22 protein-coding genes, 4 tRNA genes and 1 riboswitch are annotated in these 24,614 nt (G+C 59.0%); of the genes, 18 read left to right on the top strand and 8 right to left on the bottom strand.

From position 1 onward, the window contains the following. Positions 1-477: 477 nt before the first annotated feature. From BFP95_RS03370 to astE, 7 genes are all read left to right on the top strand, one after another. Positions 478-1,698, top strand: coding sequence for an aspartate aminotransferase family protein (locus tag BFP95_RS03370; protein WP_065874006.1), 1,221 nt, complete (start codon positions 478-480; stop codon positions 1,696-1,698). A gap of 243 nt (positions 1,699-1,941) precedes the next feature. Beyond that, a complete protein-coding gene (gene aruF / locus BFP95_RS03365; RefSeq protein ID WP_027607766.1) occupies positions 1,942-2,961 on the top strand; it encodes an arginine/ornithine succinyltransferase subunit alpha in 1,020 nt (339 codons plus the stop codon). A gap of 52 nt (positions 2,962-3,013) precedes the next feature. Beyond that, complete coding sequence (astA, locus tag BFP95_RS03360; RefSeq protein ID WP_065874005.1) at positions 3,014-4,039, top strand: arginine N-succinyltransferase; 1,026 nt, start codon at positions 3,014-3,016, stop codon at positions 4,037-4,039. Then, positions 4,036-5,505: a succinylglutamate-semialdehyde dehydrogenase gene (gene astD, locus BFP95_RS03355; protein ID WP_175403033.1), complete on the top strand. Its 1,470-nt coding sequence runs from the start codon at positions 4,036-4,038 to the stop codon at positions 5,503-5,505. Before astA ends, astD begins: the two co-directional genes overlap by 4 nt. Before the next feature lie 97 nt (positions 5,506-5,602). Continuing rightward, on the top strand, positions 5,603-6,949 hold the full coding sequence (gene astB, locus BFP95_RS03350) for an N-succinylarginine dihydrolase (RefSeq protein WP_065881346.1): 1,347 nt from the start codon (positions 5,603-5,605) through the stop codon (positions 6,947-6,949). Between the two features lie 24 nt (positions 6,950-6,973). After that, a complete protein-coding gene (locus BFP95_RS03345; RefSeq protein WP_003214319.1) occupies positions 6,974-7,264 on the top strand; it encodes a hypothetical protein in 291 nt (96 codons plus the stop codon). A gap of 11 nt (positions 7,265-7,275) precedes the next feature. Further along, positions 7,276-8,280: a succinylglutamate desuccinylase gene (gene astE, locus BFP95_RS03340; RefSeq protein ID WP_065881345.1), complete on the top strand. Its 1,005-nt coding sequence runs from the start codon at positions 7,276-7,278 to the stop codon at positions 8,278-8,280. Positions 8,281-8,595: 315 nt separating this feature from the next. Here astE and BFP95_RS03335 read toward each other — a convergent pair whose 3' ends face one another. Further along, the gene (locus BFP95_RS03335) at positions 8,596-9,105 is read right to left on the bottom strand and encodes a 6,7-dimethyl-8-ribityllumazine synthase (RefSeq protein WP_065874001.1); all 510 of its coding nucleotides are present in this window, start codon (positions 9,103-9,105) and stop codon (positions 8,596-8,598) included. A gap of 96 nt (positions 9,106-9,201) precedes the next feature. Next, positions 9,202-9,371, bottom strand: a riboswitch (FMN riboswitch). A 190-nt stretch (positions 9,372-9,561) separates the two neighbouring features. On the opposite strand from BFP95_RS03335, the gene ltaE reads away from it, so the two are divergent. From ltaE to mgtE, 8 genes are all read left to right on the top strand, one after another. Next, on the top strand, positions 9,562-10,566 hold the full coding sequence (ltaE, locus tag BFP95_RS03330; protein WP_065874000.1) for a low-specificity L-threonine aldolase: 1,005 nt from the start codon (positions 9,562-9,564) through the stop codon (positions 10,564-10,566). 146 nt (positions 10,567-10,712) lie between these two features. After that, positions 10,713-13,331, top strand: coding sequence for an alanine--tRNA ligase (gene alaS, locus BFP95_RS03325; RefSeq protein ID WP_065873999.1), 2,619 nt, complete (start codon positions 10,713-10,715; stop codon positions 13,329-13,331). Positions 13,332-13,426: 95 nt separating this feature from the next. Beyond that, complete coding sequence (locus tag BFP95_RS03320; RefSeq protein ID WP_065873998.1) at positions 13,427-14,668, top strand: aspartate kinase; 1,242 nt, start codon at positions 13,427-13,429, stop codon at positions 14,666-14,668. A 173-nt stretch (positions 14,669-14,841) separates the two neighbouring features. Next, the gene (gene csrA / locus BFP95_RS03315) at positions 14,842-15,030 is read left to right on the top strand and encodes a carbon storage regulator CsrA (protein WP_003175645.1); all 189 of its coding nucleotides are present in this window, start codon (positions 14,842-14,844) and stop codon (positions 15,028-15,030) included. A 62-nt stretch (positions 15,031-15,092) separates the two neighbouring features. Continuing rightward, positions 15,093-15,183: transfer RNA gene (locus tag BFP95_RS03310), tRNA-Ser, on the top strand. A gap of 108 nt (positions 15,184-15,291) precedes the next feature. Further along, a tRNA-Arg gene (locus BFP95_RS03305) sits at positions 15,292-15,368 on the top strand. A gap of 72 nt (positions 15,369-15,440) precedes the next feature. Next, positions 15,441-15,517 (top strand) — tRNA-Arg (locus BFP95_RS03300). A 339-nt stretch (positions 15,518-15,856) separates the two neighbouring features. Further along, the gene (gene mgtE, locus BFP95_RS03295) at positions 15,857-17,302 is read left to right on the top strand and encodes a magnesium transporter (RefSeq protein WP_065873997.1); all 1,446 of its coding nucleotides are present in this window, start codon (positions 15,857-15,859) and stop codon (positions 17,300-17,302) included. 102 nt (positions 17,303-17,404) lie between these two features. Here the strand turns inward: mgtE and BFP95_RS03290 are convergent, their stop codons facing one another. The 3 genes from BFP95_RS03290 to BFP95_RS03280 all read right to left on the bottom strand — a co-directional run bounded on the left by BFP95_RS03290 (position 17,405) and on the right by BFP95_RS03280 (position 18,527). After that, positions 17,405-17,731 (bottom strand): Arc family DNA-binding protein, encoded by a 327-nt coding sequence (locus BFP95_RS03290; protein ID WP_003193592.1) that lies wholly within the window; start codon positions 17,729-17,731, stop codon positions 17,405-17,407. Between the two features lie 377 nt (positions 17,732-18,108). Beyond that, the gene (locus BFP95_RS03285) at positions 18,109-18,288 is read right to left on the bottom strand and encodes a PA3371 family protein (protein ID WP_065873996.1); all 180 of its coding nucleotides are present in this window, start codon (positions 18,286-18,288) and stop codon (positions 18,109-18,111) included. A gap of 11 nt (positions 18,289-18,299) precedes the next feature. Continuing rightward, entirely contained in the window at positions 18,300-18,527 is a 228-nt protein-coding gene (locus BFP95_RS03280) for a hypothetical protein (RefSeq protein WP_065874022.1), read from the bottom strand. Positions 18,528-18,852: 325 nt separating this feature from the next. Here BFP95_RS03280 and BFP95_RS03275 point away from each other — a divergent pair. Both BFP95_RS03275 and BFP95_RS03265 read left to right on the top strand, forming a co-directional pair. After that, positions 18,853-18,929 (top strand) — tRNA-Arg (locus tag BFP95_RS03275). Between the two features lie 637 nt (positions 18,930-19,566). Continuing rightward, positions 19,567-20,952: an MFS transporter gene (locus BFP95_RS03265; RefSeq protein WP_065873994.1), complete on the top strand. Its 1,386-nt coding sequence runs from the start codon at positions 19,567-19,569 to the stop codon at positions 20,950-20,952. A gap of 59 nt (positions 20,953-21,011) precedes the next feature. Here the strand turns inward: BFP95_RS03265 and BFP95_RS03260 are convergent, their stop codons facing one another. The 4 genes from BFP95_RS03260 to flgA all read right to left on the bottom strand — a co-directional run bounded on the left by BFP95_RS03260 (position 21,012) and on the right by flgA (position 23,597). After that, on the bottom strand, positions 21,012-21,761 hold the full coding sequence (locus BFP95_RS03260; RefSeq protein ID WP_065873993.1) for a flagellar brake protein: 750 nt from the start codon (positions 21,759-21,761) through the stop codon (positions 21,012-21,014). A gap of 96 nt (positions 21,762-21,857) precedes the next feature. Further along, positions 21,858-22,328, bottom strand: coding sequence for a flagella synthesis protein FlgN (locus BFP95_RS03255; protein ID WP_065873992.1), 471 nt, complete (start codon positions 22,326-22,328; stop codon positions 21,858-21,860). A gap of 48 nt (positions 22,329-22,376) precedes the next feature. Then, on the bottom strand, positions 22,377-22,691 hold the full coding sequence (gene flgM / locus BFP95_RS03250; RefSeq protein WP_065873991.1) for a flagellar biosynthesis anti-sigma factor FlgM: 315 nt from the start codon (positions 22,689-22,691) through the stop codon (positions 22,377-22,379). 141 nt (positions 22,692-22,832) lie between these two features. After that, positions 22,833-23,597 carry a flagellar basal body P-ring formation chaperone FlgA gene (gene flgA / locus BFP95_RS03245; RefSeq protein ID WP_065873990.1) on the bottom strand — a complete coding sequence of 255 codons (765 nt, stop codon included), beginning with the start codon at positions 23,595-23,597 and terminating at the stop codon, positions 22,833-22,835. 81 nt (positions 23,598-23,678) lie between these two features. Between flgA and BFP95_RS03240 the strand changes: the two genes are divergently transcribed. Further along, positions 23,679-24,611 (top strand): chemotaxis protein CheV, encoded by a 933-nt coding sequence (locus BFP95_RS03240; RefSeq protein ID WP_065873989.1) that lies wholly within the window; start codon positions 23,679-23,681, stop codon positions 24,609-24,611. Positions 24,612-24,614: the final 3 nt, after the last annotated feature.

Here is a 24,614-nt window from a genome sequence, read left to right as displayed (position 1 = left end):
GAGCGATTGGCTTCACCCTGCCAGGCGGCAAATTCCAGTGGGATGTTTTTCAAGGCTTGACGCCTGTCGCTCGAGGCATTTCCAAGCCATTTCGGCAGGCGCGCATGAACCCCGGCGGGCACTCGGCTCGCTGCTTCTACAAGGCGTTGGGTGATAGGGGTTAAAGTCAGCGTGGACATGCGGCGAATCCTTCGGTGAGTGAATTTACCGTCATCACATCAGCCTGACGGCCGCCGGGGCTGTAGATAGATGAAGCAAGCAGAGAAATCAGCGAGCCGTGCCTCTGCCTCTCCAGCAACACACCGTTTAAACTGCGCCATTGCGATGCTATTTGTCGCATTGGCGTAAACCCGCCAAAATCGCGGGTTGGCGCTATAAGAAGTTGTCGCTTGGCGGCAAGGCCCTACTGAAAACTGTCCTTACAATCCCTGCATCGCCCGCCAGTTCCAGGCAGGCGTTCCTCTTCAGGAGACTCCGATGTCCGTTGAGCAAGCCCCGGTGCAACGTGCCGATTTCGACCAGGTCATGGTTCCCAACTACGCACCTGCTGCCTTCATCCCCGTACGTGGCGAAGGTTCGCGCGTGTGGGACCAGGCCGGTCGCGAGCTGATCGACTTTGCCGGCGGCATCGCGGTCAACGTATTGGGCCACGCCCACCCGGCGCTGGTCGGGGCTCTGACCGAACAGGCCAACAAGCTGTGGCACGTCTCCAACGTCTTCACCAATGAGCCGGCCTTGCGCCTGGCGCATAAGCTGATCGACGCCACCTTTGCCGAGCGGGTGTTCTTCTGCAACTCCGGCGCCGAAGCCAACGAGGCCGCGTTCAAGCTGGCCCGTCGCGTCGCGTTCGACCGTTTCGGCACCGAGAAGTACGAGATCATCGCCGCGCTGAACAGCTTCCACGGCCGTACCCTGTTCACCGTTAACGTCGGTGGCCAGTCCAAGTATTCCGATGGTTTCGGCCCGAAAATCACCGGCATCACCCACGTGCCTTACAACGATCTGGACGCGCTGAAAGCGGCTGTTTCGGGCAAGACCTGCGCCGTGGTGCTGGAACCGATCCAGGGCGAAGGCGGCGTGTTGCCGGCCGAGCTGGCTTACCTGCAAGGCGCCCGTGAACTGTGTGACGCGAACAACGCGCTGCTGGTGTTCGACGAAGTGCAAACCGGCATGGGCCGCAGCGGCCACCTGTTTGCCTATCAGCATTACGGCGTGACGCCGGACATCCTCACCAGCGCCAAGAGCCTGGGCGGCGGTTTCCCGATTGCGGCGATGCTCACCACCGAAGCGCTGGCCAAGCACCTGGTCGTTGGCACCCACGGCACCACCTACGGCGGCAACCCGCTGGCGTGCGCGGTGGCCGAGGCGGTGATTGACGTGATCAACACCCCTGAAGTGCTGGCCGGTGTGAACGCCAAGCACGACCTGTTCAAGGCCCGCCTGGAGCAGATCGGCAAGCAATACGGCATCTTCACCGAAGTGCGCGGCATGGGCCTGCTGATTGGTTGCGTGCTGAGCGATGCGTTCAAAGGCAAGGCCAAGGACGTGTTCAACGCGGCCGAGAAAGAAAACCTGATGATCCTGCAAGCCGGCCCGGATGTGGTGCGTTTTGCGCCGAGTCTGGTGGTGGAAGAGGCGGACATCAACGAAGGTCTGGACCGTTTTGAACGTGCTGTAAAAGCACTGACGCAAGTTTGATCTACCGCTCGGCGCCTGGCGATCGGGCGTCGAGCAAAAATTCTATATGCCGGACCGAGTCAAATGTGGGAGCTGGCTTGCCTGCGATAGCATCACCTCGGTGCAACTGACAGACCGAGTTGCCTGCATCGCAGGCAAGCCAGCTCCCACATGGATCTGCTTGCATATCGAGATGTATGTGAACTCAGATCTCGTGTCCGGCATTTTTCCCTCTATGAAGTTTTCGAGTTAAGGAGTGACACCATGCTGGTGATGCGCCCCGCGCAAATGGCTGATCTGGGCGAGGTACAGCGTCTGGCTGCGGACAGCCCGATTGGTGTCACCTCCTTGCCGGATGATGTGGAACGCCTGAGCGACAAGATCGCTGCCAGCGAAGCGTCCTTCGCCGCCGAGGTCAGTTTCAACGGTGAAGAAAGCTATTTCTTCGTATTGGAGGACACCGAGACCGGCAAGCTGGCGGGCTGCTCGGCCATCGTCGCCTCGGCCGGTTACTCGGAGCCGTTCTACAGCTTCCGTAACGAGACCTTCGTGCACGCCTCCCGCGAGCTGAAGATCCACAATAAGATCCACGTGCTTTCCCAGTGCCATGACCTCACCGGCAACAGCCTGCTCACCAGTTTCTACGTGGTGCCGGAACTGGTCGGTTCGCCGTGGTCGGAACTCAACTCCCGTGGCCGCTTGCTGTTTGTCGCCAGCCACCCCGAGCGCTTTGCCGACTCGGTGGTGACCGAAATCGTCGGCTACAGCGACGAGAACGGTGATTCGCCGTTCTGGGACGCCATCGGCCGCAACTTCTTCGACCTCAACTACGCTGCCGCCGAGCGCCTGTGCGGGCTGAAAAGCCGTACATTCCTCGCCGAGCTGATGCCGCACTACCCGATCTACGTGCCGCTGCTGCCGGACGAAGCCCAAGAGGCGATGGGCCAGGTGCACCCGCGTGCGCAGATCACCTTCGACATCCTGATGCGTGAAGGCTTCGAGACCGACCACTACATCGACATCTTCGACGGTGGCCCGACGCTGCATGCGCGGGTCTCGGGCATTCGCTCCATCGCCCAGAGCCGCGTGGTGCCGGTAAAGATCGGCGAAATGGCCAAGGGTGTGGGCCGCCAGTACCTGGTGAGCAACGCGCAGTTGCAGGATTACCGTGCGGTGATGCTGGAACTGGACTATGCGCCCGGCAAACCGGTGACCCTGGACCTGGCAGCCGCCGAGGCCTTGGGCGTCGGCGAAGGCGCAAGCGTGCGCTTGGTAGCGGTTTAAAAGCAGAGTTTCGCGGGTGGCCTGAAGCAGGCGGCCCGTCTGAGGAGATAGCATGATCGTTCGTCCCGTACGCAGCAGCGATTTACCGGCCCTGATTGATCTGGCGCGCAGCACCGGCACCGGTCTCACCACCTTGCCGGCCAACGAAGAGCGCCTGACCCACCGGGTTGGCTGGGCGGAAAAAACCTTTCGCGGCGACGCCGGGCGCGGCGATGCCGACTACCTGTTCGTGCTGGAAAACGACGAAGGCCGCGTGGTGGGCATTTCCGCCATTGCCGGCGCTGTCGGCCTGCGTGAGCCTTGGTACAACTTCCGGGTCGGCCTGACGGTCAGCGCTTCCCAGGAGCTGAATATCTACCGCGAGATTCCGACGCTGTTCCTGGCCAACGACCTTACCGGTAATTCCGAGCTGTGCTCGTTGTTCCTGCACGCCGATTACCGCACCGGCCTCAACGGCCGCATGCTGGCCAAGGCGCGCTTGCTGTTTATCGCTGAATTCCCGCAACTGTTCGGTAACAAGATCATTGCCGAGATGCGCGGTGTGTCCAACGACGCCGGACGCTCGCCGTTCTGGGAAAGCCTGGGCCGCCATTTCTTCAAAATGGAGTTCAGCCAGGCCGATTACCTCACCGGCGTGGGCAACAAAGCGTTTATCGCCGAGCTGATGCCGAAGTTTCCGCTGTACAGCTGCTTCCTGTCGGAAGACGCACGCAACGTAATCGGCAAGGTCCACCCGGACACCGAACCTGCGCTGAGCATGCTCAAGAGTGAAGGTTTCAGCTACCAGGGCTATGTCGACATCTTCGATGCCGGCCCTGCGGTGGAATGCGAGACCAGTAAGATCCGCGCGGTCCGCGACAGCGAAGCGCTGGTGCTGGCGATCGGCACGCCCGGCGACGATGCCACCCCGTTCCTGATCCATAACCGTAAACGCGACGATTGCCGCATCACCGCCGCCCCCGCGCGGCTGGCGGCAGGCACCCTGGTGGTCGATCCGCTCACCGCCAAGCGCCTGCAGCTGATCGCCGGTGATCAAGTGCGTGCCGTACCGTTGTCCGCTGCCCGGGAGTCGAAATAATGAATTCGCTGTATATCGCAGGGAGCTGGCTGGCCGGCCAGGGTGAACTGTTCGAATCGCGCAACCCGGTGACCCAGCAAGTGCTGTGGGCCGGCAATGGCGCCACCATCGAGCAGGTCGAATCCGCCGTGCAGGCCGCGCGCCAGGCATTCCCGGCGTGGGCCAAGCGCCCGCTGGAAGAACGCATCAGCGTGCTGGAAGCCTTCGCCGCCACCCTGAAAAGCCGCGCCGATGAAATCGCCCGTTGCATCGGCGAAGAAACCGGCAAACCGCTGTGGGAATCGGCCACCGAAGTCACCAGCATGGCCAACAAGATCGCGATCTCGGTGCAAAGCTACCGCGAACGTACCGGCGAGAAGAGCGGCCCGTTGGGCGACGCCACCGCTGTATTGCGTCACAAACCTCACGGCGTGGTCGCGGTGTTCGGTCCGTACAACTTCCCTGGCCACTTGCCGAACGGGCATATCGTCCCGGCCTTGCTGGCGGGCAATACTGTGCTGTTCAAACCGAGCGAGTTGACCCCTAAAGTCGCCGAGCTGACCGTGCAGTGCTGGATCGACGCCGGGTTGCCGGCGGGTGTACTGAACCTGCTGCAAGGCGCGCGGGAGACCGGTATCGCGCTGGCGGCCAACCCAGGCATCGACGGGTTGTTCTTTACCGGCTCCAGCCGCACCGGCAATCACCTGCACCAGCAGTTCTCTGGGCGCCCGGACAAGATCCTGGCCCTGGAAATGGGCGGCAATAACCCGCTGGTGGTCGACGAAGTGGCCGATGTGGACGCGGCGGTCTACACCATCATTCAGTCGGCGTTTATCTCCGCCGGCCAGCGTTGCACCTGTGCCCGCCGTTTGCTGGTGCCAGAAGGCGCCTGGGGCGATGCGTTGCTGGCGCGCCTGGTGGCGGTCAGCGCGACGATTGAAGTGGGTGCGTTTGACCAGCAACCGGCGCCGTTCATGGGCTCGGTGATCTCCCTCGGCGCCGCCAAAGCCTTGATGGACGCCCAGGAGCTGATGCTGGCCAACGGCGCTGTGGCGTTGCTGGAAATGACTCAGCCTCAGGATCAGGCCGCCTTGCTGACCCCAGGCATCATCGATGTGACGGCCGTGACCGAGCGTGAAGACGAAGAACTGTTTGGCCCACTGTTGCAAGTGATCCGCTACGCTGATTTTGAAGCGGCGATTGTCGAGGCCAACAACACCCAGTACGGCCTGGCCGCGGGTTTGTTGTCGGATTCTGAGGCACGCTACCAGCAGTTCTGGCTGGAAAGCCGCGCGGGCATCGTCAATTGGAACAAACAGCTGACCGGCGCCGCCAGTACCGCGCCGTTCGGCGGTGTAGGGGCGTCGGGCAACCACCGCGCCAGTGCGTATTACGCGGCGGATTATTGTGCGTACCCGGTGGCGTCGCTGGAAACGCCTGACTTGGTTGTTCCAGCCACACTCACCCCCGGCATTACGCTGAGCTAAAGATGCCACCTATCGAGTGTGGGAGCGGGTTCACAGATAAAGACCTGTGGTGTGCTGAAGATTGCCTATAAAAACAGATGTTCGTGGAGCCTCGCCGATGAAATCCTATGAAGTCAATTTTGACGGTCTAGTGGGGCCGACCCATAACTACGGCGGTTTGTCCTTCGGCAACGTCGCGTCCCAGAGCAACAGCCAGCAGCATTCCAATCCCAAGGAAGCGGCGTTGCAGGGCCTGCAAAAAATGAAAGCCCTGATGGACATGGGCTTTGTGCAAGGCGTGCTTGCGCCGCAGGAGCGCCCGGACGTGGCCGCTTTGCGCAACCTTGGTTTCAACGGCACCGATGCTCAGGTGATTCAGCAGGCGGCCAAGCAGGCAATGCCTTTGCTGGTCGCGAGCTGCTCGGCGTCGAGCATGTGGGTAGCCAACGCCGCCACCGTCAGCCCGAGCGCTGATACGGCCGACGGCCGCGTGCATTTCACTGCTGCCAACCTCAATTGCAAATACCACCGCAGCATCGAACACCCGACCACCAGCCGTGTGCTGGGCGCGATGTTTGCCGATGAAAAGCACTTCGCTCACCACGCTGCGTTGCCGGCGGTGGCGCAGTTCGGCGACGAGGGTGCGGCCAACCATACGCGCTTCTGCCGTGAATACGGTGAGGCCGGCGTTGAGTTTTTCGTGTTCGGTCGCAGTGCGTTCGACCCCCGCTACCCGGCGCCACAGAAGTACCCGGCGCGTCAGACGCTTGAAGCGTCCCAGGCTGTCGCACGCCTGCACGGCTTGAAGGATGAGGGCGTGGTCTACGCCCAGCAGAACCCAGCGGTGATTGATGCCGGTGTATTCCACAACGATGTGATCGCGGTGGGCAACGGTGAAGTGTTGTTCTATCACGAGGACGCATTCCTCAATACCGAGCAGATGCTTGGCGAGCTGCAAGGCAAACTGGGCAAGTTGGGCGGCAACTTCCAGTCTGTTTGCGTGCCCCGCGCCCAGGTCAGCGTCGAGGACGCAGTGCGTTCCTACCTGTTCAACAGCCAGTTGCTGACCCGTGCCGACGGCTCAATGCTGCTGATCGTGCCGGAAGAGTGCCGCGCCAACGAACGCGTCTGGCACTATCTGCAAGGCCTCACGGCTTCCGGCGGGCTGATTCGCGAAGTGAACGTCTTCGACCTCAAGCAAAGCATGCAGAACGGCGGTGGTCCGGCGTGCCTGCGCTTGCGCGTAGCTTTGAACGAAACCGAACTGGCGGCGGTGAATCCAGGCGTTATCATGACTGCACCGTTGTACGAAACCCTGACCCAATGGGTCGACAAGCACTACCGCGACAGCCTGCGTGAAACCGACCTGGCTGACCCGCAATTGCTGCTGGAGTGCCGGACGGCATTGGATGAACTGACGCAAATCCTTAAACTGGGCTCGGTTTATCCTTTCCAGATCAATTAATGCCGCATGGCTGAGAGTTATTTTATGACCACCGACACCCTGAAACTGATCCTTGAAGACACCGACGGCACCCAGCTGGAAACCTCCTGCACCCGCGTCGCTGTGGTCTGGCAGGGCAAGGAAATCTGGATTCAGCACGACGGCCGTGGCCAACTGCTGATCGGCGTAGACGTGGAAGAAGGCGACGCCGAATACGCCAACCTGCTGATGCGCCCATTGGCCACCAACCTGATGAGCCTGCAGCTGGAAATGGAACCGGCCGACGTTGAAGGTGATGACGACGATCACGTCCACGGCCCAGGCTGCAACCACTAAGGAAGCTGCGTATGCTCGCCCTCGGCAAACTGCTTGAACTGACCCTCGCCGGACGTGAACCGGCGCAAAAAATTCAACTGACCGTCGACGGCGTGCAAATGCGCTGGCTCAGCGAGGGCGCACTTGAAGTGCGCCCGCCGCAAGCCCAGGACAAAGGCGGGGACTTACTGCTGTCGTCCGGCATCCATGGCAACGAAACCGCGCCGATCGAACTGCTCGACCGCCTGTTGCATGGCATCGCCCGTGGGGAGATCAAACCCCGCAATCGTATTCTGTTCCTGTTCGGCAACCCCGAGGCCATGCGCCGCGGCGAGCGTTACCTCGAACTGGACGTCAACCGGCTGTTCAACGGCCGTCATGAAAAAAACATCGGCCCTGAAGCCATGCGTGCCGCCGAGCTTGAGCAATTGGCCCGCAGCTTCTTCAGCGTGCCTGACCGTTCGCGCCTGCATTACGACCTGCACACGGCCATTCGCGGCTCGAAGATCGAGCAGTTCGCCCTGTATCCGTGGAAGGAAGGTCGCCAGCACGCTCGTAGTGAGCTGGAACGGCTGCGTGCCGCTGGCATGGAAGCGGTGTTGTTGCAGAACAAAACCTCGATCACCTTCACCGCGTTTACCTACGAGCAGTTGGAAGCCGAGGCCTTCACGCTGGAACTGGGCAAGGCGCGACCGTTCGGGCAGAACCAGGGTGTGGACGTGTCGCGCCTGGAAATTCGCCTCAAGCAGATCATCGAAGGCACCGAGCCTGAGACCGATAGCCTTGAAGGCCTGAAGCTGTTCGCCGTTGCGCGGGAAGTGATCAAGCACAGCGATGCCTTCCTGATGCACTTGCCGACGGATGTGGAAAACTTTTCGGAGCTGGAAAAGGGCTATCTGCTGGCCGAAGACGTGGCCAAGACCCGTTGGGTGATCGAGGAGGAGGGCGCGCGCATCATCTTTCCCAACCCCAAGGTGAAGAATGGCTTGCGGGCAGGGATATTGATTGTGCCGACGACGGACGCTGGTTTGGTCTGAATCTAAAGGTCCACCGCGATCAAATGTGGGAGCTGGCTTGCCTGCGATAGGCACAGGCATCTACACATTTTCAATGTGATAGTGCGTAGCAGCTGTCGAGCCCTGGCGAGGCTGCGTTTGCGGTCTGTCTGACACACCGCTGACGCAGCCTCGCCAGGGCTCGACAGCTGCTACGCAGAGGGCTCGCTCAAGATGTGTAGATACTTATGCTGCGATAGGATCAACTCGGTCCGTCAGTGACGCTGAGGCGATGCCATCGCAGGCAAGCCAGCTCCCACACAGGCCCAGCTCTGAGGCTGGGCCTGGCGGTGTTGTTTAGACCGCTACAGCACGCGGCTCGCTGCGACGGATCGCACGCACTTTATGCAGCGTATCGGCGCAGGTCCGCGCCGCTTCCTGGCCTTTGTGCACGAAGTGCTCGTAGAAAAAGGTGTGGTGCTCAGTGCCCGCATGGAAGTGATGCGGTGTCAGCGATACCGAGAACACCGGCACTTCAGTTTCCAGCTGCACCTGCATCAGCCCGCTGACGACCGATTGGGCCACGAATTCGTGACGGTAGATGCCGCCATCCACCACCAGCGCAGCAGCGACGATACCGGCGTAGCGGCCGGTCTTGGCCAGCAGCTTGGCGTGCAGGGGCATTTCAAAGGCGCCGCCGACTTCAAAGAAATCAATATCCGATTCCTGGTAGCCCTGGGCGATCATTTCGGCGAGGAAGCCTTTGCGCGATTGGTCGACAATATCCTTGTGCCAGCAGGCCTGGATAAACGCGACGCGCTCGCCGTGATGGTTTTTGCTTTTGCTGTCGATCGCAGTGGGTTGCATGTTCTGACTCCTGTTTAAGAAAAAAACAGGGCGTTATGAATCGAATGGGATTTAAGGGTACGCAAGCACACTTCGTGCGCGGCCCTTAGGTGCCAATCCCGTTCTCTCTTCATCCGGACTATGACCGTCGGCCCCGGGATCACACCGGGTCTGCTGACCTTGTCGCCGTCCTGCGTGAGCAGTTCGAGGCGCCAAGCGCTCGCGGGCTATACACATTGCGTGTAATTACCGCCGGTGGGGAATTGCACCCCGCCCTGAGAACGTTGCCACCAGAACTCTGGCGGCGGAGAGTTTTTAACACGGTTTTTCGCAAACTGCACGATCGCTGTATCGATAAGCTATATCGGTTTGTTTGGTTGGTATTCGATTGAATGCAGCGGGGGCTTGATATTCCGTGGCTTTGCCCGCAGTAATCATTCACAAAAAGAACTTACTGAACCCCTGGAGGCTTGTTTCATGTCCGTGATTGACCTGCGCAGCGACACTGTGACCCAACCCACTCCCGGCATGCTCGACGCCATGGCTACTGCCGTCAGCGGCGATGACGTGTATGGCGAAGACCCCAGCGTCAATCGTCTGGAGGCCGAGTTGGCCAAGCGCCTGGGCTTTGCCGCTGCGCTGTTCGTGCCCACCGGCACCATGAGCAACCTGCTGGCGTTGATGGCTCACTGTGAGCGTGGCGAGGAATACATCGTCGGCCAGCAGGCCCACACCTACAAATACGAAGGTGGCGGCGCAGCGGTGTTGGGTTCGATCCAACCGCAACCGCTGGACATGCAGGCAGATGGTTCCCTGGACCTGGACCAGGTGCTGGCGGCGATCAAGCCGGACGACTTCCATTTCGCCCGCACGCGCCTGCTGGCGCTGGAAAACACCATGCAAGGCAAGGTATTGCCGCTGGACTACCTGGCGAAGGCGCGGGCATTCACCCGTGAACAGGGCCTGGCCCTGCATTTGGACGGCGCACGGCTCTACAACGCAGCGGTCAAGCTGGGCGTGGAGGCGCGCGAGATTGCCAAGCACTTTGATTCGGTGTCGGTGTGCCTGTCCAAGGGCCTTGGCGCGCCGATTGGCTCGGTGTTGTGCGGTTCCACGGCGTTGATCGCCAAGGCCAGGCGCCTGCGCAAGATGGTCGGCGGCGGCATGCGCCAGGCCGGTTCCCTGGCGGCGGCGGGGCTGTATGCGCTGGACCACCAGGTGCAGCGCTTGGCCGACGACCACGCCAACGCCCAATGGCTGGGTGATGAGCTGCGCAAAGTGGGTTATGAAGTGGAGCCGGTACAGACCAACATGGTCTACGTGCAGATCGGTGATCGGGCCGAAGCCTTGAAGGTTTTTGCTGCCGAGCGCGGGATCAAGTTGAGCACTGCACCGCGCCTGCGCATGGTCACGCATATGGATGTCAGCCGGGCGCAGATCGAGCAAGTCGTGCAGGCATTCGTCGAGTTTTCGCGCAAATGAGCGTGCAGACCGTCTAATTGAACCTTTCAATCGTATAAACACGCTGTACCCCCGGCAAAGGGCCGATATAATGCGGCCCTTTGCCGTCGCTCCGTCTGATGATGTTGCGCATTGGCCTTTGGCCGCAGCCTCCGTGGAAGAACCTAATGAAAAGCGCAGAAATCCGTGAAGCCTTCCTTCGCTTCTTCGAAGAGCAAGGTCACACCCGTGTCGCCTCCAGCTCCTTGATCCCAGGCAATGACCCAACCCTGCTGTTCACTAACGCGGGGATGAACCAGTTCAAGGACTGCTTCCTGGGCCAGGAAAAGCGCGCCTACACCCGCGCCACCAGCAGCCAGAAGTGCGTGCGTGCCGGCGGCAAGAACAGTGACCTGGAAAACGTGGGCTACACCGCCCGCCACCACACGTTCTTCGAAATGCTGGGTAACTTCAGCTTTGGTGACTATTTCAAGAAAGATGCGATTACGTTCGCCTGGACCTTCCTGACCGGCGTGTTGAAGCTGCCAAAGGAAAAACTCTGGGTAACCGTGTACGCCACGGACGACGAAGCGTACGACATCTGGACCAAGGAAATCGGCGTGCCCGTCGAGCGCATGATTCGCATCGGCGACAACAAGGGCGCCCCGTACGCTTCCGACAACTTCTGGACCATGGGCGATACCGGCCCGTGTGGCCCTTGCACCGAGATCTTCTACGACCACGGCGCCGACATCTGGGGTGGCCCACCGGGTTCGCCGGAAGAAGACGGCGACCGTTACATCGAGATCTGGAACAACGTGTTCATGCAGTTCAACCGCACCGCCGATGGCGTGTTGCATCCGCTGCCTGCGCCGTCGGTGGATACCGGCATGGGCCTGGAGCGGATCAGTGCGGTGATGCAGCACGTTCACTCCAACTACGAAATCGACCTGTTCACCAACTTGTTGAGCGCGTCGGCCGCGGCCATTGGTTGTGCCAATGAAAGCCAGTCTTCGCTCAAGGTGGTGTCTGACCACATCCGTTCCTGCGGTTTCCTGATCGCCGACGGTGTGTTGCCTTCCAACGAAGGCCGTGGCTATGTGCTGCGCCGTATCATTCGTCGCGCCTGCCGTCACGGTAACAAGCTGGGCGCCACTGGCAGCTTCTTCTACAAAATCGTGGCCGCACTGGTTGCCGAGATGGGCGAAGCCTTCCCGGAACTCAAGCAGCAGCAAAGCAATATCGAGCGCGTGCTCAAGGCTGAGGAGGAGCAGTTCTCCAAGACCCTCGAACACGGCCTGAAAATCCTGGAGCAGGACCTGGCTGAACTCAAAGGCACCGTGGTGCCTGGCGATGTGGTGTTCAAGCTGTATGACACCTATGGCTTCCCGATGGACCTGACCGCCGACATCGCCCGTGAGCGTGAGCTGACCATTGATGAGGCCGGTTTTGAGCGTGAGATGGAAGCCCAGCGCGTGCGTGCCCGCTCCGCCAGTTCCTTCGGCCTGGACTACAACACCCTGGTCAAGGTTGACGTGCCTACCGAATTCATCGGTTACAAGGCTACCGTTGGCGCTGCCAAGATCGTTGCCATCTACAAAGACGGCAAGTCGGTCGACGTGTTGAGTGAAGGCGAAGAGGCGGTTGTGGTCCTGGACCAGACGCCGTTCTACGCCGAGTCGGGTGGCCAGATTGGTGACTGTGGTTTCCTGAGTTCGACGTCCGGCCGTTTTGAGGTGCGCGACACCACCAAGACCGGCGGTGCGTTCCTGCATCACGGTGTGTTGGTGTTGGGCAACTTGACGGTCGGTGCGCCGGTGGACACTCAGGTCGATGCCGATGTACGCCATGCGACGGCGTTGAATCACTCGGCCACTCACCTGCTGCACGCCGCGCTGCGCCAGGTACTGGGCGAGCACGTCCAGCAGAAAGGTTCGTTGGTCGACAGCCAGCGCCTGCGCTTCGACTTCAGCCACTTTGAAGCGATCAAGCCCGAGCAGATCAAGGCCCTGGAAGACATCGTCAACGCTGAGATTCGCAAGAACACCGCGGTAGAAACCGAAGAAACCGACATCGAGACCGCCAAGGCCAAAGGCGCCATGGCGCTGTTCGGCGAGAAGTACGGCGACAACGTGCGTGTATTGAGCATGGGCGGCAGTTTCTCTGTGGAACTGTGTGGCGGTATCCACGCCAACCGTACCGGCGACATCGCCCTGCTGAAAATCATCAGCGAAGGGGGTGTGGCGTCCGGTGTGCGTCGTATCGAGGCCGTCACCGGCGCTGCGGCCCTGGCCTACCTCAATGCGGCTGAAGAACAACTCAAGGAAGCGGCCAGCCTGGTCAAGGGCAGCCGTGACAACCTGATCGACAAGCTGTCGGCTGTGCTGGAGCGCAACCGTGCGCTGGAGAAACAGCTGGAGCAGTTGCAGGCCAAGGCGGCCAGTGCGGCGGGCGACGATTTGTCGGCTTCTGCGGTGGACGTCAAGGATGTGAAAGTGTTGGCTGCGCGCCTGGACGGTCAGGACGGCAAGGCGCTGTTGGCCTTGGTCGATCAGTTGAAGAACAAGCTCGGCCGCGCAGTGATCCTGCTCGGCGGTGTCCATGAGGATAAGGTCGTTCTGGTTGCCGGTGTAACCAAGGACCTGACTGGCCAACTCAAGGCCGGTGATTTGATGAAGCAAGCCGCCGCGGCAGTGGGCGGGAAGGGCGGCGGTCGTCCGGACATGGCGCAAGGCGGTGGTGTAGACGCTGGCGCCCTGGACGCAGCCCTGGCCCTGACCGTGCCGTTTGTCGAGGCAGGTATTTAAGGCACTGTTAATCAGCCCGTGGTCTAGTCGCGGGCTGGTTCGGTGCTGGTTGATTGGTTATCAGGCGCCCCTTTACGGGCTGAGGCGGCTTAGAAATGGCTTTGATCGTACAGAAATTTGGAGGCACCTCGGTCGGCTCTGTCGAAAGAATCGAGCAGGTGGCCGACAAGGTTAAGAAGTTCCGCGATGCTGGCGACGACCTAGTGGTGGTGCTGTCGGCCATGAGCGGCGAGACCAATCGCCTGATCGATCTGGCCAAGGCAATCAGTGGTGATCAACAGCCGCTCCCGCGTGAGCTGGATGTGATCGTGTCCACCGGCGAGCAGGTGACCATCGCCTTGCTGGCCATGGCGCTGAATAAGCGCGGTGTGCCGGCGGTGTCCTACACTGGCAGCCAGGTGCGTATCCTCACTGACAGCGCGCATACCAAGGCGCGCATCCTGCAAATTGATGATCAGAAAATTCGTACTGATCTGAAAGCCGGCCGCGTGGTAGTTGTGGCGGGCTTCCAGGGTGTGGATGAGCAGGGCAATATCACCACCCTCGGGCGTGGCGGTTCAGATACCACCGGCGTGGCGCTGGCGGCGGCGCTCAAGGCCGATGAATGCCAGATTTACACCGATGTGGATGGTGTCTATACCACCGATCCGCGTGTGGTGTCCGTGGCTCAGCGCCTGGATAAGATCACCTTTGAAGAGATGCTGGAAATGGCCAGCCTTGGTTCCAAGGTGTTGCAGATCCGCGCGGTGGAGTTTGCCGGCAAGTACAACGTTCCGCTGCGCGTATTGCACAGCTTCAAAGAGGGTCCGGGCACCCTCATTACTATTGATGAAGAGGAATCCATGGAACAGCCAATCATTTCCGGTATCGCTTTCAACCGTGATGAAGCCAAGCTGACCATCCGTGGCGTGCCAGACACCCCGGGCGTGGCGTTCAAGATCCTGGGCCCTATCAGCGGCGCGAACATCGAAGTCGACATGATCGTGCAGAACGTTTCGCACGATAACACCACCGATTTCACCTTCACCGTGCACCGCAACGAGTACGATGCGGCGGAACGGATCCTGCAGAACACTGCGCAGGAAATCAGTGCCCGCGAAGTGATCGGCGACACCAAGATTGCCAAGGTGTCGATCGTGGGTGTGGGCATGCGTTCCCATGCCGGCGTTGCCAGCCGTATGTTTGAGGCCCTGGCCAAGGAAAGCATCAATATCCAGATGATTTCCACCTCCGAAATCAAGGTTTCGGTGGTGATCGAAGAGAAGTACCTGGAACTGGCTGTACGTGCGCTGCATACCGCTTTTGAGCTGGACGCTCCGGCCCGACAGGGCGAGTGATGCAGTGCCAGAAAGGCGCGGTTTACCGCGCCTTTCATTTTTTGTAGGGCGCATGTTCTTTTGCGTGGGCTCGACAATACTTAGGTGGTAGGGCTACGGCTTTTGGGTTGTAGGTCGAATGCCTTTTTTTTGCAGACTGTTGTTCCTGAACTGAAATGCGTGAGGAGAAAGGTATGTTGATTCTGACTCGTCGTTGCGCAGAAAGCCTGATTATCGGTGATGGCGAAATCACCGTGACCGTGCTCGGCGTCAAAGGCAATCAAGTACGTATCGGGGTTAACGCTCCGAAAGAGGTAGCGGTGCACCGCGAGGAAATCTACCTGCGGATCAAGAAAGAGAAGGACGAAGAACCAAGCCTTTAATTTTTATCGTTTTTTATGTTTGCAAACGGGGATGAACGTGGTTAATATACGCCCCGTGTTGCGGAGAGCTGGCCGAGTGGCCGAAGGCGCTCCCCTGCTAAGGGAGTACACCTCAAAAGGGTGTCGGGGGTTCGAATCCCCCGTTCTCCGCCATTATTTGCTTAGTACGTTGCAATCTGGTTTTTTCGGTAAGTTGTTGAAATTACTCGAAAAAATAGCTTTACATAGAGATTGAACGGCCTATAATGCGCGGCAACAAATGCACTCGTAGCTCAGCTGGATAGAGTACTCGGCTACGAACCGAGCGGTCACAGGTTCGAATCCTGTCGAGTGCACCATTTAAGAGTCAGTTGCAGCAATGCAGGTGATTCGGTTACAACCAGTTGTGATCTGGTCTAAAAACACAATCTGCACTCGTAGCTCAGCTGGATAGAGTACTCGGCTACGAACCGAGCGGTCACAGGTTCGAATCCTGTCGAGTGCACCATACAAACAAAAAGCCCGCCTAGTGCGGGCTTTTTGCCGTCTGGGGTTTGTGTAGGATTTGTTCTTTTTCTCCTCTCTCATGTGTTTTCCTTCCACACTGCGTCGTCGCAGTTCATAGATGCAGCCAATGCTTAGCTTTGGCTCGCAAGCGCTTGTTCTTTCCAGTTTTTTAACGTTTAAAGTGGCCGGGCGGTGTATCATTGCGCCCGTCAGCCCCGCCGGGGCTTGTGGAATACCTCCATGGACTTACCCAGTAGTTACTCAGTACCCCGTTTTACCAATCATGAATTGACTGATTGATCCTTCCGGCGTGCCCCGCTGCTGGGAGTGGAGTTCGCCTATGACCGAAGTAGAAGTAAAGAAAAAAACACAAGACAGCCTGCAGGATCGCTTGGCTCAAGTCATCGAGCTGCTGCAGCGCCAGCGCGTGGTCGAAGACCTTACGCACCGCCAGGATGGTCCGAATAACGACTTGGTCGAAAACCTGGTCCATCGGCAAAACCTCGTCGAGCTGCAACGCAAGCTCGATGACCTGCACTCCGCCGACGTCGCCTATATTCTCGAAGCCCTGCCGCTGGATGACCGACTGGCCCTTTGGCAATTGGTCAAGGCTGATCGTGACGGTGACATCCTGCTCGAAGTATCTGACTCAGTCCGTGAAACCCTGATCGCCGACATGGACGACCACGAGCTCCTGGCTGCGGCCAAGGAGATGGACGCCGACGAGCTGGCTGACCTTGCCCCCGAGCTGCCACGTGATGTTGTCCATGAGCTGATGGAAGCGCTGGACACGCAACAGCGCGAGCGCGTGCGCTCTGCGTTGTCTTACGATGAGGATCAAGTCGGCGCGCTGATGGACTTCGAGATGGTCACCATCCGCGAAGACGTTAGCCTGGAAGTGGTCCTGCGCTACCTGCGCCGGCTTAAAGAGCTGCCTGGTCACACCGACAAGCTGTTCGTGGTCGACTACGAAGGCATTCTCAAGGGTGTACTGCCGATCAAGCGTCTGCTGGTCAATGATCCGGACAAGATGGTTGCGGATTTGATGGCCAGCGATACGGTGAGTTTTCACCCGGATGAAGATGCCTACGACGCGGCGCAAGCGTTCGAGCGTTATGACTTGATCTCGGCGCCGGTGGTCGACAAGAACGGCAAATTGATTGGCCGTTTGACCATCGATGAGATCGTCGACCTGATTCGTGAAGAGAGTGAAACTGAAGTCCTCAACATGGCGGGTTTGCGTGAAGAGGAAGATATCTTTGCGTCGGTCTGGCGCTCGCTTCGTAACCGCTGGGCCTGGCTGGCGGTCAATCTGGTTACCGCCTTTATCGCCTCGCGTGTGATCGGCTTGTTCGAGGGCTCCATTGAGAAGCTGGTAGCCCTGGCCGCGTTGATGCCGATTGTGGCCGGTATTGGCGGCAACTCCGGCAACCAGACGATCACGATGATCGTGCGCGCGATGGCGCTGGACCAAGTGAGTACGGCTAACTCATCGCGTCTGTTGCGCAAAGAGCTGGCCGTGGGCCTGATCAACGGTTTGGTGTGGGGTGGGGTGATCGGTGTGGTGGCCTACTTGCTCTATGGCAGTTGGTCGCTTGGCGTGGTGATGACTGCTGCCATGACCCTCAACCTGCTGTTGGCGGCCCTGATGGGGGTATTGATCCCCATGACCCTGGCCCGTCTTGGACGCGACCCAGCGATGGGTGCCAGCGTGATGATCACAGCCATGACCGACAGTGGTGGCTTCTTCATCTTCCTGGGCCTGGCGACGATATTCCTGCTCTGATTCCATCCAGTGGGGGCAAATCTGCCCCCACCTCACATCCTCTTCCCGAATTGCGCGCAAAAAAAAGCCAGCACATGGCTGGCTTCGGCTTTCAGCTGCAAATCAATTGGCTTCTGCGGCCGCCTCAACGTCGTGCGCGATAAGCGAGACGAGAGCATTTTGCTGGCGGTGGGAAAGCTGGCGAAAACGCTGCAGCAGTTCGCGTTCGTGCAGCGACAGCTCGGGGCTGTCCAGGCGCATGCTCAACTCTTCGCCCAACGCACCTTCCTGAATGAGGCTTTGTTCCAGGCGCGCGATGATTTCGGAGTTCATACTGCGGTGATGATTGCGAGCCACCTCGGCAATGCGTTCCCGCATTCCGTCTGGCAGACGTACGACGAACTTGTCAGCCGTACGGCTGGAATAAATTGCCTGTTTCAATGGGCGCATATATTTAACCGGTTAGTTCAGGGGAGCGGTTTTTGGAATTGGCCGCAAGATGAGTGTTAAGACAAGACTCACGACCAAAGTTCAACCCGAATTGCAAAGAGGCCGCATCATGCCTCAGATTTGCCAGTTCCTTGGCGTCAATTCTGTGACAAATATTGAACCGACTAAAGGCTTTATGCCAGCACTCATTTTTTTTTTTGCGGACTGGTTGGAAAAATCTTCTACGCGTGATTCCGCGATGGAACTTCCCGGAACTCCAGACCAGCACAGGGTTTGAGGCCGCACATCCTATAGCAAAGTGGCACTTTGCCCTTAGGTTTAAGACTAGTGGCAATTTGCCGATTAGCCAGAGCCAGGCGACATAAGGTAGGGGGAGATTAGCGCAGGACTGGGTCGAACTTGATACGACGACCGACAATGAGGGTGATCAACAACAGGCTGGCAAACACACCGGTGGCAATGAATGCGGTGGTTTGGCCGTCTTGCGATTCGGCGCCCAAGCCCACGGCGCCGGTGAAGGCGGTCAGGCACAAAAACAGCCAGGCAGATTTGGTCATTTACGATTTCCTTAGAAAACCCAGTGTTCAGATGCAGGTGCAGCGTGGGTGCCTTCGGTCAGGCGTACCGGCGATTGCGCGTTGGGCGTCATTACCGCCAGCTGCGGCCGCTGTTGCAGGTGATGCGGGACAGCCTGGCTGATCTGCGCGGGATCGTTAGCGCCAGTCGATTGAAAATGGAATGTAACTAATACAGCCAAGGCTACGGTGTTGAGGGCTAACAGAAGGGCACTGTTCATGGTCATGTTCTCCGCTTAACGCCGTGGCTTATTGGGTTTGTAGGAGAAGTATTGCAGGTCTCGTGCCAATCTATTAATCCATTAAAATCAATGGCTTGAGTGTACTTTAAAGGGTCGAAAGGTTGCAATTTGCAATGATGGCATTTTGAGGGAGTGCATTTTGCACGATGGCGGCAAGTGCCCGGGTTTACGGGGCGAAACTGCGATCAGCCCGGCAGGGATCGGCCTACACTCAAAAAGCCGACGGACGACATGACAAAACCCACCTCGGCCGTTAACATGCACGCCGTCCGTCGCCGTGCCCTTGGTCAGACGACTGTCATTTGTCCCAGTAGCTCAATTGGATAGAGCATCCCCCTCCTAAGGGGAAGGTTGGCCGTTCGAACCGGCCCTGGGACACCATCTACTTCAAGGCTTTCAGCTATCCTCCCTCTGCCCGGTACGGCATCTCAGTGCCCCGAGCTGCGCAGGCCATACTTGCGCAATGCCCCCGCTCAGCAGTCCACAGTCACTCCGGTGTAAAGCGTGCGCCCATCACCTGGAGAATGCAGGGGCTTGCGCGTCACTTCTCAGAATTACATGGCTATGAGGTGATGGGCGTCGGTGCCTCTTACATCGGCTTCATTCGTGCTGAGCCGCCCGATATATCCCTGGCTGACCGCGTTGCGAAGGATTTTTGTGCGCTCTACAACACTGGCGATGAAAGCCTGCCAGCACAGGTTCGTGTAGCCACAGAGGCGATCTCCGGTCGCAGGCACCTGTGGTTGCGTTACGTGGAGTGACGCTGTGTGAAAGCGAGAAGCCCTGAGAGCTGAGCATTTTCGATACTTTTGTCGAACCTTGTCGGTGTTCAGGGCTCTCAGCACGTGCGCGGTGTATTTATCGCAACTTATGTACCTTGCAAGTGGCCGGGCAGCGTCTGAGCTATTACGCAAAATAATCCCCGGAAACAGCGCATGTTGCCTGTCCGGACCCGGCCACCCCGGACTATCATGCCGATAGCCCTACCTCTCACCGCAAGGAGCCGCTCGGAACGCCGATGCGCCAAATCTGGAAATCTTTTCGAGCCCTTTATTTCGCCTCTTTGATGATGCTGATCGGCTCCGGCTTGCTCAGTACCTACCTGGCCTTGCGCCTGGCGGCCGACCATGTCGACAGCCTGTGGGTGGGTGCGCTGATGGCGGCCAACTATTTTGGCCTGGTGCTGGGTGGCAAGATCGGGCACCGCCTGATTGCCCGGGTCGGGCATATCCGCGCCTATGCCACCTGTGCTGGCATTGTCGGCGCGGCGGTGCTGGGCCATGGCCTAGTCGACTGGCTGCCGGCCTGGATCGTGCTGCGGATCATCGTGGGCCTGGGGATGATGTGCCAGTACATGGTGATCGAAAGCTGGCTTAATGAGCAGGCCGACGCCAAGCAGCGTGGCGTGGTGTTCAGTGGCTACATGATTGCGTCCTATCTGGGCCTGGTGCTCGGCCAACTGATCCTGGTCATGCACCCCCAGCTTGGCCTTGAATTGCTGATGCTGGTCGCGCTGTGTTTTGCCCTGTGCCTGGTGCCGGTGGCCATGACCCGGCGTATTCACCCGGCAGCGCTGCATCCGGCGCCGATGGAGCCGCGCTTCTTTATCAAGCGCGTGCCGCAGTCACTGAGTACTGTGCTGGGGGCGGGCTTGATTGTCGGTTCTTTCTACGGTCTGGCGCCGCTCTATGCGTCGCAGCAAGGGCTCAGCACCGAGCAGGTCGGCTTGTTCATGGGTAGCTGCATTTTTGCCGGCTTGCTGGTGCAATGGCCGCTGGGCTGGTTGTCGGATCGGTATGACCGAGCACTGCTGATCCGCTGTTTTGCCTTGTGCCTCGCGGTGGCGGCATTGCCGCTGGCGATCATGACCAAAGTCCCGCTGGAAGTGCTGTTTGTCGCCGGGTTCCTGTGCTCGCTGGTGCAGTTTTGCCTGTACCCGTTGGCCGTGGCGTTTTCCAACGACCATGTCGAAGGCGATCGTCGGGTCTCCCTGACAGCGATGCTGCTGGTGACCTACGGTGTCGGCGCAAGCATCGGGCCGTTGTTGGCGGGCGTGGTGATGAAGCTCTTTGGCAGCCAGATGCTGTACGCGTTCTTCAGCCTGTGCGCGGTGATCCTGGTGTGGCGTATCCGGCCCAAAGCCGTGACCAACCTGCACCAAGTGGAAGATGCGCCACTGCATCACGTGGCAATGCCTGACAGTATGTCCAGTTCACCGCTGGTCGCTGCCCTGGACCCGCGGGTTGATGAGCAGGTGGTGCAAGAGCAGATGCAAAACACCGTTCCCGACCCGGAGCCGGAAATCGAGCCGCAACCATCGACGGATGAGCCGCCCTTTGAGGGACCGCCGGAGCCGCTGGGGCCCGAAGAGCATCCGCATGACTTGAGCAGGGCGCGCCCCTGAAAGCAAAAACGGGCAGATCCCTCAAGGATCTGCCCGTTTTTTATTGCGGTTGTCAGGGTTTAAAAATCGTCGTCTTTGTCGAAACGCCGTGCTTCACGTTGGAGCTGGTAGACAAAACGCTCGACCTGACGCTGCACCAAACCACTCATGTTGTGGAAGCGCACGCCGGCGAAGGTGGTGTTGATCCTTTCTTCGAAATGCAGATGACGCAGTTCGACCGAGGTGGTCATGCTGCCAAAGGGCAGGGCCGCGATAAACCGGTCGTAGACCTGGCCCAGTTGCAGGCGCTCGGAAATGTCGCCTTCAAAACGCAGTTTGCAGCCGGTAGCGGAAATATCCAGCAACTTGCCGTTGACCGGCGCTTGGAGTTTCTCGCCGCCCAATTCAATGTTGACCAATTGCGCCAGCTTCAACGCGGCGCGAAAGGCATTGCGCCGTTGATGGTAGACCACCTCGTCCGGTAGGCCGCCGGTGTAAATACGGTGGCCGTCCTTTTCGGTTACGGTCAGCGTACCGTTGCTTTCCCAGGCGACGCGCACACCGTCATGGAAGCCTTCAATGCGGAAGGGTTCGCCATTCTCGAGGTGGCGTTCGCCGTCGCGGGGGATCATTTCATCCAGGGCGAGGGTACCGCCGTCCCGATTGACGTCCACCAAGTAGCTCTGGAAGCGTTGGCTGCGTTCATGGAAGGTAATGATCAGCGGGTCATGGCTTTCTTGCAGCATCCGCAAGGTGCCGGCGATTTCCAGAGGGGTGGTGAGGACCTTGGGTGGCTGCGGGGCATCTTCCGCATTAAGGGCGTTGAACACGGTTCTTCCATCTCCAGACAAAATACGACTACACGCAAGAGCAGGCATTCTGCCAGTATGTGGCGCGCCTTGGATAGGCCGCGCTGTAAACGGGCGTCAGGCTTGGCTGCGGGTGCTTGGCTTGACCAGGCGCGAGGTAGAACCTTGCGCGTTATATAGCGCCGGAGGCTCACCGCCGTGAAGTATACGCAACTGGTTCGCGGTCGTAGCTTGCTGAAGCTGGATCGACTGACCGTTGAGCAGGTTGGCTTCCTGGCACAGGGAGAGCAATTGATTGAGTTCTTTGCTCTGGGCCAGTAATTGGTCGCCGACCGAGGAGTGGCTGGCCAACTGCGCCAGGCCGTCCTGGTCGGCGGGCAGGCCCAGGCTGATGAGGATCTGGCTGCGTTTTTTGCCGTGCTGTTCCAGCAGGACAATCAACGACTGCTTGCGCGCCAGAATTTCTTCCAGCAGGGGCATATCGCGGCCGTAGAGGGCCAGGGATTCTTCCCTGAGCAGCTCGAGCAGCTGTTGCGTCGGCGCTAGATCATCAATGATCAGCTGTAGCAGATTTTCGTCGTGATGCATGGCTGGCCTTGGGTTTTAAGCGTCCAAAAGCCCGGCGCAGGCCTTTGCCTAGCGCTCGGCTTCGAAGTTAAGCAGCTTGCTGGCTACACGGTTGCTGTCGACTTTATAGCTGCCATCGGCGATTGCCTGTTTCAATTCAGCCACACGGGCTTTATTGACCACCGGTTGATCGCGCAGCGAGTCAGTGACCTTCTGCAACTGTTGAGCCTCATTGCTCAGGTGTACGGATTCCCCGCTCTGGCTGGCGCTGGCCTGTTCTGCCTTGGCAGGCAGTGGCTGGGCCTTGGCTTCCACGCTTTCCTTGGAACGCGTAGTGCCTGCCGTTGATGGGGCATTATTCAAACGACTGAAATCGATGACCATGATAAAAAAACCTCTGGGTATTTGGACGCTTGCCATGTTTTCGGCAATACCCGGATTAACTTTAGGCGCGAATGACAATAAATCTCCGCACGGAACATCTCGTGCACAGTGTAGAAAAACCCAGCGTCCACTACCAGCAATCTATAAAGCGACCTCGACTTGCCCCGGCGCCGTTACCCTGGCCTTGATGACCCGGTTGGAATTGAGGTTCTTGACGCGTATCTGTTCGCTCATACCGCCGTTGGACAAGGCTTCCCCCGGCATTTTTACCTGCAGTGCACCACTGCTGGCGGAAATGACCACCTGATCGCCCTTGCGAATCACCTCTGCCTGCTCAAGATGCACCAGTGTGATCACCTGGTCAGTGACCACTGGTCGGGTCAATTTCTGCCCGACGGCCTGATCGAGGGATGTCAGGTAGCCCTGACTGATCATGCTGATGTCGCGCTCGCGCAACACAACGTCTTCGAAACCGATGATGCCGGTGCGTTTGAGTGGGCGGGCCACCACCACCACATCGCGAAACAACTTGACCTGGGCCGGCACGAACACGGTCCAGGGCGAGGCGCCGTCGCAGCGAACCTTGACCGTCACGCGGCCAATGGGCTGTGCCGGGCTTTCCAGGGTGGCTGTCAATTCCTTGTCGCACATTGGCATGCGCAAACGCGGGTCCAACTGGTTGACCTGGATTTCATAACGCCCTGGCGTCTGTGTGGTCGCCAGATAATCTTCTACAGTGAACTCAAGAAAGCCTTGAGTGACGCCGATAAGTAGATCAGGCAGGGTGACGTTATCTGCGCGGGCTGTGGCGCTCAGACCCAAGGCGAGTATCGCCAGCGGTGTGCAGAACAATCTGCAAAACCGTGTAGGGTTGGCGCGTCGGGAAACCGTCGTTTTAATATCCATAATCAATAAATAGCAAAGCTCGTGCCGTTTAGCGTTGGGTGCGCGTCGCACCCTCAAAGGTTTTAGCGTAGGAGTCTGGGCATGGCAGGAGTAATGGATTCAGTAAACCAGCGCACACAGCTGGTAGGGCAGAATCGCCTGGAGTTGTTGCTTTTTCGCCTGGATGGCAAACAGCTGTATGGCATCAACGTGTTCAAGGTGCGGGAAGTGCTGCAATGCCCCAAGCTGACGATCATGCCCAAGTCCAGCCCGGTGGTATGTGGCGTTGCCAATATCCGGGGTGCGACGATCCCGATTCTTGATCTGGCCCTGGCCACCGGTTCTGCAGGTTTGCAGGACCGCCAGAATCCATTTGTGATCATCACCGAGTACAACACCAAGACCCAGGGTTTCCTGGTGCGCTCGGTGGAACGTATCGTCAACATGAACTGGGAAGAGATCCATCCGCCGCCCAAGGGCACGGGTCGCGATCACTACCTCACGGCAGTGACGCGGGTGGATAACCAGTTGGTCGAAATCATCGACGTGGAAAAAATCCTCGCCGAAGTGGCACCCACCTCGGAGTCGATTTCCGTGGGTGTGGTGGACGCTGAAACTGCGCACAAGGCAGTCTCCCTGCGCGTGTTGACGGTGGACGACTCTTCTGTGGCCCGTAAACAGGTGACCCGTTGCCTGCAAACCGTCGGCGTGGAAGTGGTGGCCCTCAACGATGGTCGCCAGGCGTTGGATTACCTGCGCAAGCTGGTGGACGAGGGCAAGAAGCCGGAAGAAGAATTCTTGATGATGATCTCCGACATCGAGATGCCGGAAATGGACGGCTACACCCTCACGGCGGAGATACGCAACGATCCACGCATGCAAAAATTACATATCATCCTGCATACTTCGTTGTCGGGTGTATTCAACCAGGCGATGGTCAAGAAGGTCGGTGCCGATGACTTCCTGGCCAAATTCCGCCCCGATGACCTGGCATCCCGGGTCGTCGAGCGGATCAAAGCAGCAGATCACGGCTAGGGG

Source organism: Pseudomonas sp. 58 R 12, from assembly GCF_900005865.1.
Lineage (GTDB): Bacteria > Pseudomonadota > Gammaproteobacteria > Pseudomonadales > Pseudomonadaceae > Aquipseudomonas > Aquipseudomonas tritici.
This window is presented reverse-complemented; position numbering and strand designations above follow the sequence as displayed.